Here is a 16,988-nt window from a genome sequence, read left to right on the forward strand (position 1 = left end):
CAGAGCATTTTCGGGCTGTAACGCTTGTGTAGAAAGCGCTGGCAGCTATCAAAAGAAGAGTCCATGAACGCATCCACGCCCCCCTGCGTCTGCAACTCCATCGACGAACTGGCCGCGGCGCTGCAGGCCGTGGGCTACTTCGCCGACCGGCGCCTGGCCACGGCGGTGTTCCTGGCGCTCAAGCTCCAGCGCCCGCTGCTGCTCGAAGGCGAGCCCGGCGTGGGCAAGACCGAGCTGGCCAAGGCCCTGGCCCAGGCCTTGGGGCGCCAGCTGCTGCGCCTGCAGTGCTTCGACGGCATGGAGCAGCGCGAGGCGCTGTACGAATGGAACTACGCCGCGCAGCTGCTGCACCTGCGGGCCAACGAGGGCACGGCCAGCGCCAGCGCGCTGGAGCAGGAGGTCTACCAGCCGCGCTACCTGGTGCGCCGCCCGCTGCTGCAGGCGCTGGAGGCGCTGGAGCCCGGCGCGCTGCTGCTGATCGACGAGGTGGACCGCGCCGACGAGCCCTTCGAGGCCTTCCTGCTCGAATACCTGGGCGAATACCAGGTCAGCATTCCCGAGCTGGGCACGATACGCGCGGCCGTGCCGCCGGTGACCATACTGACGAGCAACCGCACGCGCGAGCTCAACGACGCGGTCAAGCGCCGCTGCCTGTACCACTGGCTGGACTACCCCGGGCGCGAGCGCGAACTGGCCATCGTGCACGCCCTCGTGCCGCAGGCGGGGCAGCGGCTTGCCGCGCAGGTGGCGGCGTTCGTGCAGCAGCTGCGCAGCAGCCCCTACGCCGACCGCTTCCAGCGCGCCCCGGGCATCGCCGAGACGGTGGAGTGGGCGCGCGCGCTGGTCGCGCTCGATACCCTGGTGCTCGACCCCGAGGTGGTGGCGGACACCGCCGGCATCCTGTTCAAGCAGCGCGACGACGTGGCGGCGCTCGATGCGGCGCTGGCGCGCGATGTGCTGCAGGCCGCGCAGGACTGAGCATGACAATATCCACCAGTCCCGCCACGCCGCGGCGCGCCTCGCAGCTGGGCGATGCGCGCAGCGGCAAGCTCGCGGCCAACCTGGTGGCCTTCGGCCGGGCGCTGCGCCGCGCCGGCGTGCCCGTCGACGGCGCGCGCATCGCCCTGGCCCAGCAGGCCATCGAGGCCGTGGGCGTGGCGCGCCGCGAGGACATGGCCGCCGCGCTGGAGGCGGTGCTGCTCAGCCGCGCGCAGGACCGCGCGGTGTTCGCCGAGCTGTTCGACGCCTTCTTCCGCGACCCCGAGCTCGCGCACAAGCTGCTCGCGCAGATGCTGCCGCGTGCCGAGGGCCACGCCGAGCCGCCGCGCCAGCGCCCCCGCGTGCGCGAAGCGCTGGCGCCCCCGAAACCCCAGGCACAGCAGGCCGCGGGCCCCGACCAGGCGGTGGACCTGGACGCCGCCATGACCGCCAGCGCCGCCCAGCGGCTGCGGCATGCCGACTTCAACCTGCTCAGCGCCAGCGAATACCGCCTGGTCGAACGCCTGGTGCGGGACATCCCGCTGCCGCTGCCCAGCGTCGCATCGCGGCGCACGCGCGGCGGCGCGCGCGGCGCGCGCGTCCACTGGGCGCGCACGCTGCGCCGGGCGGCGCGCAGCGGCGGGGATCTGGTCTCGCTCGCTCGCCTGCGGCGCAGGCGCCAGCCGCTGCCGCTCTTGCTGCTGGTGGACGTGTCGGGCTCCATGGAGCGCTACGCGCGGCTCCTGCTCGCCTTCCTGCACGCCGCCACGGCGCGCACGCGCCTGGACGGCGCGAACCTGCGCGTGCGCCGCGACGTGTTCGCCTTCGGCACCGCTCTGACCGACCTCACGCCCGCGTTCGCGCAGGCCGACACCGACGCCATGCTGGCGGACGCGGGCCGCGCCATCCACGACTTCGCCGGCGGCACGCGGCTGGGCGACAGCCTGGCGCAACTGCGCCAGCGGCACGGGCGCCGCCTGGTGGGCCGGCGCACGCTGGTGCTGATCGTCAGCGACGGGCTCGACACCGGCGAACCCGGCGCGCTGGCCGAGGAGCTCGCATGGCTCGGGCGCCGCTGCCGCCGCATGCTGTGGCTCAACCCGCTGCTGCGCTTCGATGGCTACGCGCCCAGCGCGCGCGGCGCGGCGCAGCTGCATCGCGCCTGCGACGGCATGCTGGCCGTCCACAACGTGAGCAAACTGCAGGAGCTGGCGGGCGCCATCGCCGCCCTGCTCGAACGATGAAGGAGACCGCACCATGGACATGCAAGGCGCACGCCAGCTTGCCATCGGCCAGCAACAGGCCTGGGACGCATTGAACGACCCCGGGGTGCTGAAGATCTGCATCCCCGGCTGCGACAGCATCGAGGCCACGGGCGAGGGCGCCTACGCCCTCGTCAACGCGATCAAGGTCGGCCCCGTGGCCGCCAAGTTCAAGGGCGCCATCCATCTGGCCGACGTGAACGCCCCGCACGGCTACACGCTCAACTTCGAGGGCAACGGCGGGGTGGCCGGCTTCGGCAAGGGCAGCGCCCGGGTCACGCTCACGCCCCAGGACGAGGGCTGCGAGCTTGCCTACACGGTGCACGCCACCGTGGGCGGCAAGATCGCCCAGGTGGGCCAGCGCCTGATAGACGGCGTGGCCAGGTCCATGGCCGAGAGTTTCTTCAAGCGTTTCGACGAGGAGATGCAGCGCCGCCACGGCCCGCCGCCCGAAGAGGCCGCGGAGGCCGGGGAAAAGCCCGGCGCGCTCAAGAAGATGTGGTCCCGGCTCAAGGGCGGCGACAAGCCCGCCGCCGACGGGGATTGAGAGGCCGCCATGGAAAACATCGACGTCACCGTGCTGCGCGCGCTGCGCGACTGGCGGCAGGCGGGCCACGGCGCCATCCTGGTCACGGTGGTGCGCACCTGGGGCTCGTCGCCCCGGCCGGTGGGCTCCATCATGGCGCTGCGGGCCGACGGCGCCGTGACGGGCTCGGTCTCGGGCGGCTGCATCGAGGACGACATGATCGCCCGTTACACCCAGCCGGGCGTGGCCGACGCGCTGCCGCACGCCGGGCCGCCGCAGTTCGCCAAGTACGGCGTCACGGCCGACGAGGCGCACCGCTTCGGCCTGCCCTGCGGCGGCACGCTGGAGCTGCTGATCGAGTTCGACCCCGACGCCGCGAGCCTTGCGGCGCTGGTGGATCGGCTCGATGCCGGGCAGCTGGTGCAGCGCAGCGTCCGCCTGGCCGACGGCGGCGTCGCGCTGACGCCCGCGCAGGCGCCGGCCGAGCTGGTGCTGGACGCGCAGCAACTGGTCAACACCTTCGGTCCCGAGTACCGCATGCTCATCATCGGCGCCGGGCAGATGAGCGAGTACCTGGCCACGATGGCGCTGTTCTGCGGCTTCGCCGTTACCGTCTGCGACCCGCGCGAGGAATACCGCAGCGGCTTCGCCGTGCCCGGCGCGCGCCTGCTTGCCACCATGCCCGACGACACGGTCGCCGCGTTCGCCCCCGATGCGCGCTCGTGCGTCGTGGCGCTCACGCACGACCCCAAGCTCGACGACCTGGCGCTCCTGCAGGCGCTGGAGACGCCCGCGTTCTACATCGGTGCCATCGGCAGCCGGCGCAACAACCAGGCGCGCCGCCAGCGCATGATCGAGCACCTGGGGCAGACCGGGGAAAGCCTGGCGCGCCTGCGCGGGCCCGTCGGCATCTACATCGGCAGCAAGACGCCGCCCGAGATCGCGGTGAGCATCATGGCCGAGGTGCTGGCGGTGAAGAACGGCGTGGCGCTGCCGCCCGGCGTGGACGTGGCGCACGTCAAGGACAGCCAGGGCCTGGCGGGGCCGGGCTCGGCATGCCTGGCCGACTGATGCGGGAGAGCCAACAGCGCATCGGCGCGGTGGTCATGGCCGCGGGGGCGGGGCGGCGCATGGGCCACGTTCCTAAGGGCCTGCTGCGCCGCGGCGGCGAGCCGCTGCTGCTGCGCCAGATCCGCCTGCTGGCCGAGGCCGGCGTGGACGAGGCCGTGGTCGTGCTGGGTCACCACGCGGAGCGGCTGGAGCCGGTGCTGCGGCAGGCGGGCTCTGCGCCGCGGGGCATGGCGCTGCGCTGGGTCGCCAACCCCGCGCCCGACGAGGGCCCGGGCGCGTCCCTGCGCTGCGGCCTGGCCGCGCTGCCCGACGGCCTGACGACGCTGCTGGTGATGCTGGCCGACCAGCCGCTGCTGGAGCTTCAGGATGTGCAGGCCATGCTGGCCGCGTGGCGCGCGCGCGCCGCGGGCGTGGAGCTGGCCGTGCCCCAGCACGCGGGCCAGCCAGGCCACCCCATCGTGTTCGGCCCGCTGGTGCGCGGCCAGGTGCTGCGGGCGCAGGGCGGCGCGGGCGTGCGCGAATGGCGGCGCGCCCATGGCGATCAAGTGCTGCTCGTGCCGCTCTCGCATGCGCGCTGCACCACCGACGTGGATACGCCGGACGACGTGCAGCGGCTGGGCCGGGATTTCGGCGTGTGGCTGGAGTAGTGGCAGGTCAGCCCTGCTCGGCCAGCAGGTCCTGCAGGGCCTTGACCTGCTGGCGCAGGCGCTCGTTCTCGGCCTCCAGCTCGGCCACGCGCTGGCGCAGTTCGTCGGGCGATGCGGCGGGGCCGCCGCCCTCCTGCGCGGTGGCGGCGGGGGCCTCGGCCTTGGGCTTCTTCTTGGCATCGCGCACGCGGCGCGCGGCCTGCTTGAGCTCCTGCGCGCCGCCCGCGGCCACGCTCTTCTGCTCGTCCACGGGCAGGGTGGCGACCACGGCGGCGGCGTTCAGGGACAGCTCGCCCGACTTCACGGCGGCCACCACCTCGGGCGCGGCGTTCTGGTGTATGGCCTCGATCATCTTCACCTGGGCGGCCGTCAGCCGCGCGGCGCGGGCCAGTGCCTCGCGCGTGTCCAGCGCGTCCTCGGGCACCTTGGGTACGCTCGCCAGGGCCTTGGCCACGACGGGGTCGGTGTCGCCCTCCCAGGGGGCCTGCGCCTCGGGCGATTGCCCGGCCTCGGCCTTGGCGGCCACCACGGCCGCAGCGGCGGCCGCGCGGCGCTCGGCAATGATCTCGCGCTTGCGCAGCGCCAGCACGCCGCGCTGGAACTCCGACACGCTGCGCCGGCCCAGGTGCTGGTCGATCATCCACAGGTGCACGTCCTCCATGTTCTGAAAGCGCGTGTTCTGCACGGTCTTGAACGGCAGGCCGTGCTTCCTGCAGATGCCGTAGCGGTTGTGGCCGTCCACGAGGACGTTGCCCCACAGCACCAGCGCGTCGCGGCAGCCTTCCTCCAGGATGCTGCGCTCCAGCGCGTCATGCTCGTCGGGCGTGAGGGGGTCGATGTAGGCTTTGAGTTCAGGCAGGACGACGATGTCTTCAGGATTCATGGAGGCTTCGGATTGGAACTGACGGTGCTTTTGGGATTACCGTGCATCTGCGTACCTTACTGGCGGGCAGATGCCGGATTTCATTTTGGGATCCGACCCTCATCATTGCGGGCAGCCAGGAGTAACTGCGATTTTATTATCCGAATAAATATAGTTGATACAGGTTAGTGAATTTCCGTCAGTTGACTGGATTTCCAAGGTGCTAATCCCGCTTCCTGAGCCTGAAAGGATCTTGCCGGACGCGAAATTAGCGCCAATATCATTGGGTACATCAAAATATTTGTAGTGATTGTTTTTCAATTCGGATAAAGGGAAATTCTGACGAAATACTTTCCCATCGCTGGCTGAGAGCTCCAATTGAGCATCGCCAGGGTTATCCCGGGTATGAGTTTCAAATTTAATTCCAATACGCTTCAAGGTGCCATTGTCATCATTCTTTGGTGAAAATATCTTTAGTGCGATTGGGGTCGATTCGTCGAGTGGCCGAGTTGCTGATATTTTTCCTTCGTCAACATTCAGCGCTGCATGATCTTGCATGAGCCGATCTGATTTGATATAAAAATAGCTGCCCTTAGTGATTGCACGATAGCTGGAATTTATGATTTCCATGACGCAAGGCTCGTAGTCTTGGATGCTGTATCTTTCCCAGACCTTCCAGTTATCGAACCATATTACAGATGGACGGTGCAATTCAAGATCTTTGCATATATCAATTTTATACCCATCCACAGGATTTTTATTATATGCAGCCTGCCATGGTAGATAGTAGTAGTGTCCTGATGTGGGTGATTTTCCGGTGTCGATGTAGATTGATGGTCTAAATATCAATGCCAGTAGATCCTTATCGTTTTCGACGAGTTCTGTGATAAGGCCATAATCTGCGGTGGCGTTCCTCGTGTTTGAGTATGATTTGAAATCAGACTTCCTCACTCCGTATGGCGAAGAAATGGCTTTTCTGCTAGCCAGTTCAAAGAGAAGAATTGTGCAAAGAATGCCCAGAATGATGAGTGCAATTTTTTTTGTGGAAAGTTTTCCATTTATTTCGTCAATATAATAACTGCCTAGCACTGAAAAAACGGCCAATCCGGCAACATCAAGCCCCGCATCATGGAATCCAGTGCTGCCCCTCGGATTCAACATGATTAAGGATAGAAAAAATAAAACAACCGAGAATGCGGTCAGTTTATTATTTTTCTTGAAAATTTGGGGCTTCTCTGTTTTTGCGAGAAAAAACAGTGATGCTATGAGTCCAAATAGAATGAAGGTGTGTACTATCGCTGGGCGCGAAAAATCAATGAAGAATAAATTCTTTATTGCACCCAAGTTGAACTCTATGAATTTGGAGTAAACCGCTTGATTGAAGTAGAAATGATAGATGAAATATCCTTCGAAGTCTGCATTCAAAGCGATCCAAATGGCGACGATTGAAGTCGCGAAAAGTGCACCCCAAAAAACCGGGATGATTTGTTTAAATATCTCGGTGTAATGGCGGTTTGTTATGATTAATATGATGGATGATGTCGATATTAGTATAACAGAGGGGCCGAAGGCATATGCAGTGAAGCAGATGATGGCGCATGAAAAGCCTGCGGACGCGAAACCGAATGCTGTTGGCTTATGGCCGTAAAGCAGCGGAAGAAAGACTTGTGTTATTGGAATGATGAATAGGAATCCACCGATTTGGTGGTAAAGCATCATGTGTATGCCCTGTACTGCCCATATCGAGGATAAGAGCACCAGGAATGCGCCAGTAGCAATCAGTCGACTTGTCGTATTTTTGAATATGGGCGAGGTATATATGGAGAGACTGGCAAGCAGGGCCAGTCCTACCATGAACCATCGGATATGCGAGAAGTTAGTAGGGTCTACTAGATTGACGTAGGCGTGAGAGATGATGTAGGCGACAGGCCCGTGGTGCGCAAAAATATCGTGATATAGGCGCATTCCGGCTTTTATCATCTGGGCGGCGACCAGTTTCTCGGTTTCATCGCCGAATTCAAACATATTCAAGCTTGCCTTTGCACGGGCTAAAAATATTAGCACACCAAAAATGGCAAGAACTATCGCAAAGGTTCTGATATATGGCTTGCCCGAAGCGTCTTGATAATTGTTTGATATTCTTTCCATATCGCCTTAATTTATTAATTCACAACACTAGGAGATCTCGATATTTTTCTGCCTATACGCCGCCCCTCCCTGATGGCGTAGTTTGTTCCGCGGTCCTCCGGGTAGATCTGGGCCATAGTGCATATGTGGAGGCCTTCAGCAGGCCCGTCTTCATCGGGTATCAATGTACTGTAGTACTTCTCGACAACTGGTTGTGACCAGCGTGCTCGCCAAAGATGATGCTTCTGGATCCATGTTCTGTCGAATCGGGGGAACATCTTCTGAATAAAGGGTATAGCGTAATCAAGAAACTCGTCCGCCGTCATCGAATAAAGTCGATCAGTATGGGGTAGGTATTTTGACAAATACACTATGTGGCGACCTCCGTAGGTTTCCGGTCGCTCGAAGTTCGTGTGCTCGATTACGCCCACAAATGGAAAGCTGGGGTCGTTGACATTGAGCCAGTAAGTTTCAGATAGAGGTCTATCAAGCTCAAGAACCAAACATACATTACCGATATATTGGATGCGATTCAAGGAGTCCAAGTACTCGGAAGGCGCCCAGCTTTTAATCATCTCTGATATGATTGGCAGAGCTGTAGTGAAAATGATGCGTTTCGAAGAAATAGTGCCATCGGTTGTTTTGACAATCCAGTCACCCCCCTCTTTTGTTACCGAGGAAACTGGGGTGTTTACGGCAATGATTCCGCCCAGATCGCGAATTCTTTGGGCTAAGGCTTCTGCGAGCGCGACGAAGCCACCCTTGAAATAGGCTAAACGCTCCTCGCCACCTTTTCCTCGGCTTCCACCACGAAGCTTTAATTTATTCCAGAACCAGACGGCGGAAACATCTTCCGCATATGGGCCAAACTTCCCCTTCAGAAGAGGTTGCCAAACCACGCGATAAACATTTTCGCCGCCCAAACTCTTAAGCCACTCATGAGCCGTCTTGGCTTCTAGATTCTTCCAGTTTTTGACACGTCTTGCACGTAAAGCGAGCAGGCCAAGACGGATACGATCAAGAAACGCCAAAGGTGTGAAGTTCAAAAGATCCCATGGCGTTGATAGCTTGAAGAAATTGTTGGCGTAGTAGACGCCAGTATTGGTTGGATTGATTTCAACCTTGTTCTGGAGGCCGAGTTCTTCTATCAAGGTCATTACTTCTAGATCATTGGTAAACCAATGATGGTAGAAGCGGTCGAGCTTTTCACCACCAACATCAAATGCGGCTGCGAGCCCTCCAATCTCCGGTTCCGACTCAAGAACTGTGACCTTTATACCGCTTTTAACTAACTCGTAGGCAGCTGTCAGCCCAGTGAACCCTCCGCCAATGATCGTTATTTCAGTCTGTTGAAAATTATTCGCCATAAGAGTTATTTGGTTTTCTTCATGGGGTTGATCAGAAAGTATAATCCTCCTACAACCGTGGGAGGAAGCCACAGCACGGCATGTACTATGAAGGCAAATGCAATCGAACTCTCTTCTCTGTTGCCGAGAGCAATCATGGCTTGACTTGTGAAATAGTCGAATGTGCCAACATAGCCCGGGGTGCTTGGTATTATTGTCGCAAGTGTACCGACCGGCAAGGCAAGCCAGGCCGCGAGGTCATAGGAAATTGTAGGAATTGATAATGCAATGAACCAGAAAACAAGACCTTCAGAAAGCCATGCAGCAAAAGACCAGCAAATCAACTTGATCATTGTCGAGCCCTTGGACGTATGCTCCAGGGCAGTGAATATCTTCGTAAATTCTGCATCTAGCTTTTGGCCAAATTTTGGAAAGGCTTTCGATATGACCTTGCTAAGCCAGTGAGCAAATGGTTTGAAAATAGATGGAAAAATCAGCAAAAATAAAATTATTGCTCCTCCGGAAAGTAGCGCGCTTCCACCAATGCCTATCAATCTTGAAGAGTCCATCCCGAAGTAGGCGAGCGCGATTCCAAGGAACAACACTACCATAAGCAGATCCAATAAACGCTCAACAAAGAGCGTGGTGATCGATGTGGCAGCGCTTATGCGCAACTGCTTGTTGAATTTGATTGCTCGGAAAATGTCGCCAGCTCGGAAAGGGAGAACATTATTTGCAGCCACACTCGCCATCAATGGGCCGGCGCATTCTTTCCAATTGAGCTTTGTGTTTTCATTGATGAGCATCAAGCGCCATCGTTCTATTCTGCATGAATAGCCGGCAAAAAAGACGAATATGGCTATGACTATGTATGAGATTTCCGTCTGGTGAATCGACTCGATCAGCTCTCGAGTATTGATGTCCTTGAGTGCAAGCCATATGAAGAATATGGCCAATCCAGGGCCAATAATAATCCGAAAGATTCTATTCATGTGTTGGTTATGTTTACTACCGGGCTGCGCGACATCTTCGGGCCTTCGTTGGAGAATCCTAGATATTCCTGAACGACATATAGCGGTCTTTTTTTGATTTCGCTGTAAATTCGCCCAACATATTCGCCAAGTATTCCTATGCTGACCAATTGAACGCCGCCTATGAACAGGACCGCGATCATTAGGGCTGTCCATCCTTCAACCCATGTGTTGGTGAATATCCTCAGGAATAACGCATAGGCGATGCCAATCAGTGACAACGCTGCAGACGCCATTCCTAGGGCGACCGATAGTTGCAAGGGCTTGGTTGAAAATGAAAGAATGCCGTCGGTGGCAAAGCGGAGCATTTTTCTTAACGGATATTTGCTCTCGCCTGCAAAGCGCTCTGCGCGCTTATAGGGAAGTGCTACTTGCTTGAATCCTACCCAGCTGACCATTCCTCGGACAAAGCGGTCTCTCTCTGGCATGGCTCTCAAAGTATCGACGACAGCACGGCTCATCAGGCGGAAGTCGCCAGTGTCCAGTGGTATGGGGACGTCCGAAAGCTTATTTAGCAATCTGTAAAATCCACGGGCTGTGGCAAGTTTGAAGGCTGATTCGCCTGGCCTTTCTGTGCGAGTCCCGTATACGACGTCATACCCCTCCTTCCACTTGGCAATCATCTCATGGACGACTTCAGGGGGGTCTTGTAAATCGGCATCGATCAGAACAACTGCATTGCCGACCGCTGCATCGATTCCAGCGGTAACCGCGATTTGGTGGCCAAAATTGCGCGCGAAACAAATTACCTTGATTCTGGTGTCTTCGGATGCGTAATTTCTCAGAAGTTCGCGAGTTCTATCCCGGCTCCCATCATCGACAAATATTAACTCGACATCCAGTTCTGTAAGCTCGGAGCAGAATATTTTAAGTCGCTTTAGTGTTTCGGAGATTACTTCTTCTTCATTGTAGCAGGGGACTATTATTGAAATTAATTCTTGTTTCTTTTCGGCTTTTGGTATGGCAGTCATTGATATTCTTTGGGGTGAATTTAATGCTTGATAGGGTCTCAATGGGTAGTCCGGGCCTGAAGTGAAACACTTGAACTTCAGGTAACTGCATGGCAGATTCAAATCTGCAGCAGGCGAGCGATCAGGGCACCCTCCACAGGTCCGTCGAGCGGTATGCACACGCGCACCGGGCTGCCCTGGGCGACCTGCACGGGCTCGCCGTCGAGGTTGAACATCTTCTCCAGCCGCACTTGGCGGTTGCCCTGGGGGTGGATGATCTCCAGCATGTCGCCGACCTGGAAGCGGTTCTTCGTTTCCACCTCGGCCAAGCCATCGGCCCAGCCGCGCACCTCGCCGACGAAGTGGGCGCGCTGCAGCACGCTGTTGCCGGTTTCGTAGTTCTGGTAGTCGTTGGCGGGGCGGCGCTCCAGCAGGCCGCCGGTGTAGCCGCGGTTGGCCAGGCCCTCCAGCTCGGTGATGAGGTGAGGGTTGAACGGGCGGCCGGCCACTGCGTCGTCGATGGCGCGGCGGTAGACCTGCGCGGTGCGCGCCACGTAGTACAGGCTCTTGGTGCGGCCCTCGATCTTCAGCGAATCGACGCCGATCTTCACCAGCCGCTCCACATGCTCCACGGCGCGCAGGTCCTTGGAGTTCATGATGTAGGTGCCGTGCTCGTCCTCCATGATCGGCATCAACTCGCCGGGGCGGCCGATTTCCTCGATCAGGTAGACCTGGTCCGCCTTCGGATGCCGCTGGCCGCTGCCGCAGGTGCTGCTGAACTGCGCGTCGGCCGCCTCGCGCGCCTGCTCGAAGTTGAAGCCCTTGTCCATGCCGGTGGCCAGGGCCTCGCCGGTGTTCGGGTCCACGGCCGCGTCGTGCGTCTTGTATTCCCAGCGGCAGGCGTTGGTGCAGGTGCCCTGGTTCGGGTCGCGGTGGTTGAAGTAGCCACTGAGCAGGCAGCGGCCCGAGTAGGCGATGCACAGCGCGCCGTGCACGAAGACCTCGATCTCCATGTCGGGGCATTCCTGGCGGATCTTCTCAATCTCGTCGAGGGAGAGTTCGCGCGAGAGGATGATGCGCGACACGCCCGCCTTCTGCCAGAACTTCACCGTGGCCCAGTTGGTGGTGTTGGCCTGCACGGAGAGGTGCACCTCGGTCTCGGGCCACTTTTCCTTGACCATCATGATGAGGCCGGGGTCGGCCATGATGAGCGCGTCGGGCTTGCAGTCGATCACGGGCTCGATGTCGCGCAGGTAGGTGCGCACCTTGTCGTTGTGCGCGATGAGGTTGCTGGTGACGAAGAACTTCTTGCCGCGCGCGTGCGCCTCCTGTATGCCCTGGGCGATCTGCTCCAGGCGGAACTCGTTGTTGCGCGCACGCAAGGAGTAGCGCGGCTGGCCGGCGTAGACGGCGTCGGCGCCGAAGTCGTAGGCCGCGCGCATCTTGTCGAGCGAGCCGGCGGGCAGCAGCAGTTCGGGTGCTTTGGGGGTCATGGGCGCGATTTTCGCCGATGCGCCACTGACCCTACGGGATGGCCGCGTTCATTCGGGGCGCTGGCGCGGCGGCACGCGCGTCTGCAGCGGCGCGGGCTGGTACGCGGGGTCGAAGCTGCAGCCGGCGCCGAGGCGGGCCTCGAACGCCGGGCAGGCGGCGGCGATGCCGGCGGGCGTGGGCTTGGCGCCGGTCTCCACCCAGCGCAGCAGGGCACTCGCCAATGTGGCATAGGTGGCGTCGCTGATGTAGCTGTGCGTGCCCCGGGTGGTGAAGGTCTGCACCAGGCGGCGGCCGCTGCCGCCCTGCCGCATCACGCTGCGAAAGCGCGCGTCCAGCTCGACGAAGGCCGTGGGGTCGGAGATCCACTTGGTGCTGAGCACGGGCACGGGAATCCTGCCCGTGGGGTCCGTGTCGTCGGCGAACTGGCGGTACGCGGCGGGGTCGGCGCGGTAGCGCAGCACGCCGGCGTTGAGCGCCGCGTCGTCGGCCGAGCCGGTATAGACCGCGCCCTCGTTGCCGAAGGGGCTGCGGCCGCCCGTGCGCCTGCTGCTGATGTCCTGGAAGTGCAGCGTGCCCCAGGCGAGGTGCGAGGTGATGCTGCTCTCGGGAATCCTGATGACCTGGCTGATGGTCCGTGCCTTGGCCCGCTGCTGCGTGCTGCGCCCGGCCGCGGGCCTGTCCAGCGCCAGGCACTCGTTCACGCGGCCCGCGACGTCGGCCGCCGTCATGTGCGCGCCCGCGGGCAGGCCCAGGTTCAGCGCGTACTGCGGCTCGGTGAGGCGCGGGTGGTTGCCGCACAGGTACTGGTAGACCACGCGCAGGTCCAGGCGGAAGTCGTAGGCGTGCGTGCCCCCGCCCAGCACGCCGCTGGTGAGCAGCACGCCGTCGTACGGCTGCTCGCCCACGGTCTGCGCGGTGAACATCTCGGCCGCCTTGGCTGCCACGCCCGCGCCCCAGGACTGGCCGTGCAGGAGGGTGCGCCGGGGCTGGCCCACATGGCTGCGGAAGATGCCGCGCAGGCGCTCGGTGTCCTCGGCGGCCGCGCGCACGGCCACGCCGCCCTGGCGGAAGGTGGAGCCGGCCCAGGCATAGCCGGCCCTGACCATGATGGCCCAGCGCTCCAGGTCTTCCACGGCGCGCTGCGGCGAGGGCGCGGACAGCAGCGGGCCGCCATGCGCATGCAGTACCAGCACGCCGTTCCAGTCGGCGGGCCGGGCGATCAGGTAGTAGGCGCCCTGCGAGTCCCTGCCCGACAGGCAGGTGGTGCCGGTGGGCAGGGCGGCTGGGCAGGCGGTGGCCCGGGGCGCCACCTCGGCCGATGCGGCCGGCCCGCGCAGGGCCGCGGGCCCCGTGCCGCAGCCCGTGACGCCGAGCAGGGCGGCGAGCGAAAGGCCGCCGAGGCGGGATGCGTGGCGCATGGGTTTCTCCTTCGTCGTTCGTGGACGTCAGTGTGCTTCAGCGCGCAGATGGTGCACCAGCTGCTGCGTGAAGGGCGGCAGCGCATGCGCGTCGCGCAGGCACAGCACCAGGGAGCGCCGGGCCCAGGCGTCGCTCAGCGGCACGGGCCGGATGCGCAGCGCCCGGGCATGGCGCCGCGCGGCGGCCAGGGGCACCACGGCCACGCCGGCGCCCAGGCCCACCAGGCGGCACACGGCCTCCAGGTGCTGCAGCCGTGCGCGGTAGCGGGCGCGCGGCCCCAGGTGGCGGCTGACCAGCGCCTGCAGCGCACTGCCATGCGGCAACCCGACGAAGTCCTGGTCCTGCAGTTGCGCCAGCGCGACGCAGCGCTGCGCGGCCAGCGCATGCCCCACGGGTACGGCCAGCGCCAGCGGGTCGGGGCGGAAGGGCAGGGTGGACAGGCCCTGCAGGTCGGTGGCGTCCGAGACCACGCCCAGGTCGGCCAGCCCGGCGCGCACGGTGTCGGCGATGTCCTGGCTGGTGCGCTCCTCCAGCTCCACCGATACGCGCGGGTGCGCGGCCAGGAAGGCCGGCAGCAGCGGCGGCAGGTGCTCGCCGAGGGCCGAGGTGTTGCACAGCAGGTGCACATGGCCGGCCAGGCCCGCGCCGTGGTCGGCCAGGTCGCCGCGCAGGTGCTCCATCTGCCGCAGCACCAGCCGCGCATGGTGCAGCAGCGTGTGCCCCGCCGCCGTAAGCCGCACGCCGCGCTGGCCGCGCACGAGCAGCGCGGCGCCCAGGGCGCTTTCCATGCCGCGTATGCGCTCGCTGGCGGAGGGCAGCGCCAGGTGGCTGCGCGCGGCGCCGCCGGTGATGGAGCCGGCCTCGTGCACGTGCACGAAGAGCCGCAGGTCGGTCAGGTCGAAAGGCATGGCGCCATGGATACCACACTCCAGGCTTCGGCGGAGCCGCAGGCCGGGTACGCCACTTCCGCATTGGCGGCGGGCCGGCGGGGCGGAACAATCGCGCCATGCCATCGACCGAGCTGCTGTCCCTTCTTCCGCTCTGGCTGGCCATGGCTGCCGTGGTGTTCCTGCTGGCCGGCGTGGTCAAGGGCGTGGTGGGCCTGGGCCTGCCCACGGGGGCCATGGCGCTGCTGGCCCTGCGCCTGGTGCCGGCCGAGGCGGCGGCGCTGCTGGTCGTGCCGTCGCTGGCCACCAACGTCTGGCAGACGCGGCCCTGGGGCACGCTGGGGCCATTGGGCAAACGCCTGGCCGGCCTGCTGCTGGGCGTGTGCGCGGGCATGTGGGCGGGGGCCTGGCTGCTGGGCGCGCCAGCCGGCGCCTGGGCGCGCGTGGCCCTGGGCATGGCGCTGATCGGCTACGCGCTGTGGTCGCTGGCGGGGGCTTCGCCGCATGTGCCGCGGCGCATGGAACGCTGGCTGGGGCTGCTGGCGGGCGCGCTCACAGGCTTCGTGACGGCGGCCACGGGCGTGTTCGTGGTTCCGGCCGTGCCCTACCTGGTCCGCCCTGAACAATTCCGCTTTCAGCCGCAGGCGGGTCGGTTCTCGACCGGAGCGGCGAGCAGTGCTGCGATGACCGCCTGCATCGACAGCCCGAAGCGGGCGCAATAAAGCCGCAGCGCGGCCAGGATCATTCGCAGGTTGTGCCCGGCGCCGCACATCACCGCGTGCAGCGCATCGCCCAGCGCGCCCTTGAGCGGATTGCGGCCCAGTCGTCCGTCCATCTTCATGTGCCCAATCGCTGGCTCGATGGCGCTGCGCCGCTTGATCATGGCCTTGAGCGTCCTGGTGACGCCGCGTCGTTGTCCCGAGCGCAGGATGCGCACGCCTTCGATCTCCACACCCCGATAGGCCTTGTCCACGATGGCCGTGGCCGGTGGCCTGTCCGTGCCGGTGAGGATGCCCACCTGTTCCAGTGTCTCGCCCAGCGTGTGGCCGTCGTAGGGGTTGCCCGGCATGGAGCGCATGCCCACCACCAGGCCTTCTTTCAGCGTGGTGGCGATGCTGACCTTCACACCGAACTCATACGGTGTTCTGGCCTTGCCCTTGCTGATGCACTCCACCTCGGGCGCGTGCAGGGCGTACAGCTTGTTCTTGTCTTTCGTCCGTTGGGTCAGGATGCGGCCGGTGCGTTGCAGCAGGTCCTGGATCTTGGCCTTGGCCGCTTCGGGCAGTACGTGCAGTTGGCGCTGCACCTCGCGATGCACCCGCCCGACGCGGGTGCGCAGCGTGCGCACGGCCTTGCGCATGCGCTTGAATTGCTTGGCGTGTGCGTAGCGCCCGATCTGTGCGGCCAGCCGCGGGGCCACCCGGTTGTAGTTCTGGCGCAGCCGAAGTCCGTTGTCCTCAGCCGCCTTGACCAAGTGCTGGCGGCTCTTGTCCAGCAGCCGGCTGTCCGTCGGATGGGCGATGGCCTTGGGCATGACGGTGGTGTCCACGATCACCTGCTGCGTGCTGGCCTTGTGGATCACACCGCCACGCCGGGCCGCATCGATGCTGGCCGCCAGCAGCGTCTCCACGCCTTCTTCTCCGACGCGCTTTCTCCAGCGCGTCAGGCTGGACGGGTCGATGGGCAGTTCGGTCTGCAGGTAGGTCTCGCCGCAGAAGAACTGCCAGTAAGGGTTCTCCACCCAGGTGTTGACCACGGCTTCATCGGAGGCATCGAAGGTGTGCTGCAGGTACAGCAGCCCGGCAACCAGGCGCGGCGCCAAGGCGGGCCGGCCGCGCCCCGAAGTGAACGACACCGCGAACGTGCGCTCGATCTCGGCCCAGTCGATCAGCGCTGCCAGCTTGACCAGCGGGTGCTTCATGTTGATCTGCTCGTCCAGCCTTGGACGGAACAGCTCGGCCGTTTGCGGCTGCGAAGGCTTCGGACCCATCTGACTCCTCGGAGCAATTTGCAAGACAACAGGTAATGGCAAAACCATACCTTGCAAATCCAGCGCCCATCAATACGAAGAACTGCGAACCAGATCAACGGCTTGCGAGTTGTTCAGGTCGGACTACCTGCAGTCGCTGGGCCTGCAGCGCGACGCTTTCGTGCAGGCCATGGGGCTGAGCTTTTCCGTCTCCACGCTGGCCCTGGCCGTGGGGCTGGCGGGCAATGCGAGCCTGCCCGGCGCGATGCTGGGCTGGTCCGTGCTGATGCTGGCGCCCGCGCTGCTGGGCATGGCGCTGGGCGGCTGGCTGCGACGGCGCCTGTCGCCGCTGTGGTTCCGGCGTTGCCTGATGGCGGGGCTGCTGGCGCTTGGCGGGCACATGGTGCTGGCGGGATAGC

The 16,988-nt window shown here is 63.2% G+C and carries 15 protein-coding genes and 1 pseudogene; 7 read left to right on the forward strand and 9 right to left on the reverse strand.

The annotated features are described in order from the left end of the window. The first annotated feature begins 63 nt into the window (after positions 1–63). The 5 genes from ALIDE2_RS11090 to ALIDE2_RS11110 are packed head-to-tail and all read left to right on the forward strand — an operon-like array spanning position 64 to position 4,484. Entirely contained in the window at positions 64–978 is a 915-nt protein-coding gene (locus tag ALIDE2_RS11090; RefSeq protein WP_013518814.1) for an AAA family ATPase, read from the forward strand. A 2-nt stretch (positions 979–980) separates the two neighbouring features. After that, positions 981–2,222: a vWA domain-containing protein gene (locus ALIDE2_RS11095; protein ID WP_013518815.1), complete on the forward strand. Its 1,242-nt coding sequence runs from the start codon at positions 981–983 to the stop codon at positions 2,220–2,222. Positions 2,223–2,235: 13 nt separating this feature from the next. Further along, positions 2,236–2,787 carry an SRPBCC family protein gene (locus tag ALIDE2_RS11100; RefSeq protein ID WP_013518816.1) on the forward strand — a complete coding sequence of 184 codons (552 nt, stop codon included), beginning with the start codon at positions 2,236–2,238 and terminating at the stop codon, positions 2,785–2,787. 9 nt (positions 2,788–2,796) lie between these two features. Next, on the forward strand, positions 2,797–3,837 hold the full coding sequence (locus ALIDE2_RS11105) for an XdhC family protein (protein ID WP_013518817.1): 1,041 nt from the start codon (positions 2,797–2,799) through the stop codon (positions 3,835–3,837). Then, positions 3,837–4,484: a nucleotidyltransferase family protein gene (locus tag ALIDE2_RS11110; protein WP_013518818.1), complete on the forward strand. Its 648-nt coding sequence runs from the start codon at positions 3,837–3,839 to the stop codon at positions 4,482–4,484. Before ALIDE2_RS11105 ends, ALIDE2_RS11110 begins: the two co-directional genes overlap by 1 nt. A gap of 7 nt (positions 4,485–4,491) precedes the next feature. On the opposite strand, the gene ALIDE2_RS11115 is transcribed toward ALIDE2_RS11110, so the two are convergent. From ALIDE2_RS11115 to ALIDE2_RS11150, 8 genes are all read right to left on the reverse strand, one after another. Next, complete coding sequence (locus tag ALIDE2_RS11115) at positions 4,492–5,367, reverse strand: hypothetical protein (protein ID WP_013518819.1); 876 nt, start codon at positions 5,365–5,367, stop codon at positions 4,492–4,494. 102 nt (positions 5,368–5,469) lie between these two features. Beyond that, complete coding sequence (locus ALIDE2_RS11120; RefSeq protein ID WP_013518820.1) at positions 5,470–7,494, reverse strand: hypothetical protein; 2,025 nt, start codon at positions 7,492–7,494, stop codon at positions 5,470–5,472. Between the two features lie 14 nt (positions 7,495–7,508). Continuing rightward, a complete protein-coding gene (locus tag ALIDE2_RS11125) occupies positions 7,509–8,840 on the reverse strand; it encodes an NAD(P)/FAD-dependent oxidoreductase (RefSeq protein WP_013722110.1) in 1,332 nt (443 codons plus the stop codon). Between the two features lie 5 nt (positions 8,841–8,845). Beyond that, positions 8,846–9,811 (reverse strand): lysylphosphatidylglycerol synthase transmembrane domain-containing protein, encoded by a 966-nt coding sequence (locus ALIDE2_RS11130; RefSeq protein ID WP_013518822.1) that lies wholly within the window; start codon positions 9,809–9,811, stop codon positions 8,846–8,848. Continuing rightward, a complete protein-coding gene (locus ALIDE2_RS11135) occupies positions 9,808–10,821 on the reverse strand; it encodes a glycosyltransferase family 2 protein (RefSeq protein ID WP_013722111.1) in 1,014 nt (337 codons plus the stop codon). Before ALIDE2_RS11135 ends, ALIDE2_RS11130 begins: the two co-directional genes overlap by 4 nt. A 98-nt stretch (positions 10,822–10,919) precedes the next feature. Beyond that, entirely contained in the window at positions 10,920–12,293 is a 1,374-nt protein-coding gene (trhP, locus tag ALIDE2_RS11140) for a prephenate-dependent tRNA uridine(34) hydroxylase TrhP (protein WP_013518824.1), read from the reverse strand. Between the two features lie 48 nt (positions 12,294–12,341). Then, positions 12,342–13,712, reverse strand: a complete 1,371-nt coding sequence (locus ALIDE2_RS11145) for a hypothetical protein (protein WP_013722112.1) — start codon at positions 13,710–13,712, stop codon at positions 12,342–12,344. Between the two features lie 27 nt (positions 13,713–13,739). Continuing rightward, positions 13,740–14,621, reverse strand: coding sequence for a LysR family transcriptional regulator (locus tag ALIDE2_RS11150; RefSeq protein WP_013518826.1), 882 nt, complete (start codon positions 14,619–14,621; stop codon positions 13,740–13,742). 143 nt (positions 14,622–14,764) lie between these two features. Here ALIDE2_RS11150 and ALIDE2_RS11155 point away from each other — a divergent pair. Beyond that, positions 14,765–15,211: pseudogene (locus ALIDE2_RS11155) on the forward strand (TSUP family transporter); the annotation flags it as partial. Positions 15,212–15,234: 23 nt separating this feature from the next. On the opposite strand, the gene ALIDE2_RS11160 reads toward ALIDE2_RS11155, so the two are convergent. Further along, positions 15,235–16,590, reverse strand: coding sequence for an IS5 family transposase (locus ALIDE2_RS11160; protein ID WP_013722113.1), 1,356 nt, complete (start codon positions 16,588–16,590; stop codon positions 15,235–15,237). Positions 16,591–16,699: 109 nt separating this feature from the next. On the opposite strand from ALIDE2_RS11160, the gene ALIDE2_RS11165 reads away from it, so the two are divergent. After that, the gene (locus tag ALIDE2_RS11165) at positions 16,700–16,987 is read left to right on the forward strand and encodes a TSUP family transporter (RefSeq protein WP_238530127.1); all 288 of its coding nucleotides are present in this window, start codon (positions 16,700–16,702) and stop codon (positions 16,985–16,987) included. Position 16,988: the final 1 nt, after the last annotated feature.

The organism is Alicycliphilus denitrificans K601 (assembly GCF_000204645.1).
GTDB classification, from domain to species: Bacteria; Pseudomonadota; Gammaproteobacteria; order Burkholderiales; family Burkholderiaceae_C; genus Alicycliphilus; species Alicycliphilus denitrificans.

What these genes read in the sequence shown, in the direction of transcription:
- ALIDE2_RS11120 (WP_013518820.1), bottom strand. Translation starts at nt 7,494, where the DNA reads ATGGAAAGAATATCAAACAATTATCAAGACGCTTCGGGCAAGCCATAT.
- ALIDE2_RS11160 (WP_013722113.1), bottom strand. Translation starts at nt 16,590, where the DNA reads ATGGGTCCGAAGCCTTCGCAGCCGCAAACGGCCGAGCTGTTCCGTCCA.
- ALIDE2_RS11125 (WP_013722110.1), bottom strand. Translation starts at nt 8,840, where the DNA reads ATGGCGAATAATTTTCAACAGACTGAAATAACGATCATTGGCGGAGGG.
- ALIDE2_RS11090 (WP_013518814.1), top strand. Translation starts at nt 64, where the DNA reads ATGAACGCATCCACGCCCCCCTGCGTCTGCAACTCCATCGACGAACTG.
- trhP (WP_013518824.1), bottom strand. Translation starts at nt 12,293, where the DNA reads ATGACCCCCAAAGCACCCGAACTGCTGCTGCCCGCCGGCTCGCTCGAC.
- ALIDE2_RS11130 (WP_013518822.1), bottom strand. Translation starts at nt 9,811, where the DNA reads ATGAATAGAATCTTTCGGATTATTATTGGCCCTGGATTGGCCATATTC.
- ALIDE2_RS11105 (WP_013518817.1), top strand. Translation starts at nt 2,797, where the DNA reads ATGGAAAACATCGACGTCACCGTGCTGCGCGCGCTGCGCGACTGGCGG.
- ALIDE2_RS11100 (WP_013518816.1), top strand. Translation starts at nt 2,236, where the DNA reads ATGGACATGCAAGGCGCACGCCAGCTTGCCATCGGCCAGCAACAGGCC.
- ALIDE2_RS11135 (WP_013722111.1), bottom strand. Translation starts at nt 10,821, where the DNA reads ATGACTGCCATACCAAAAGCCGAAAAGAAACAAGAATTAATTTCAATA.
- ALIDE2_RS11095 (WP_013518815.1), top strand. Translation starts at nt 981, where the DNA reads ATGACAATATCCACCAGTCCCGCCACGCCGCGGCGCGCCTCGCAGCTG.
- ALIDE2_RS11145 (WP_013722112.1), bottom strand. Translation starts at nt 13,712, where the DNA reads ATGCGCCACGCATCCCGCCTCGGCGGCCTTTCGCTCGCCGCCCTGCTC.
- ALIDE2_RS11150 (WP_013518826.1), bottom strand. Translation starts at nt 14,621, where the DNA reads ATGCCTTTCGACCTGACCGACCTGCGGCTCTTCGTGCACGTGCACGAG.
- ALIDE2_RS11115 (WP_013518819.1), bottom strand. Translation starts at nt 5,367, where the DNA reads ATGAATCCTGAAGACATCGTCGTCCTGCCTGAACTCAAAGCCTACATC.
- ALIDE2_RS11110 (WP_013518818.1), top strand. Translation starts at nt 3,837, where the DNA reads ATGCGGGAGAGCCAACAGCGCATCGGCGCGGTGGTCATGGCCGCGGGG.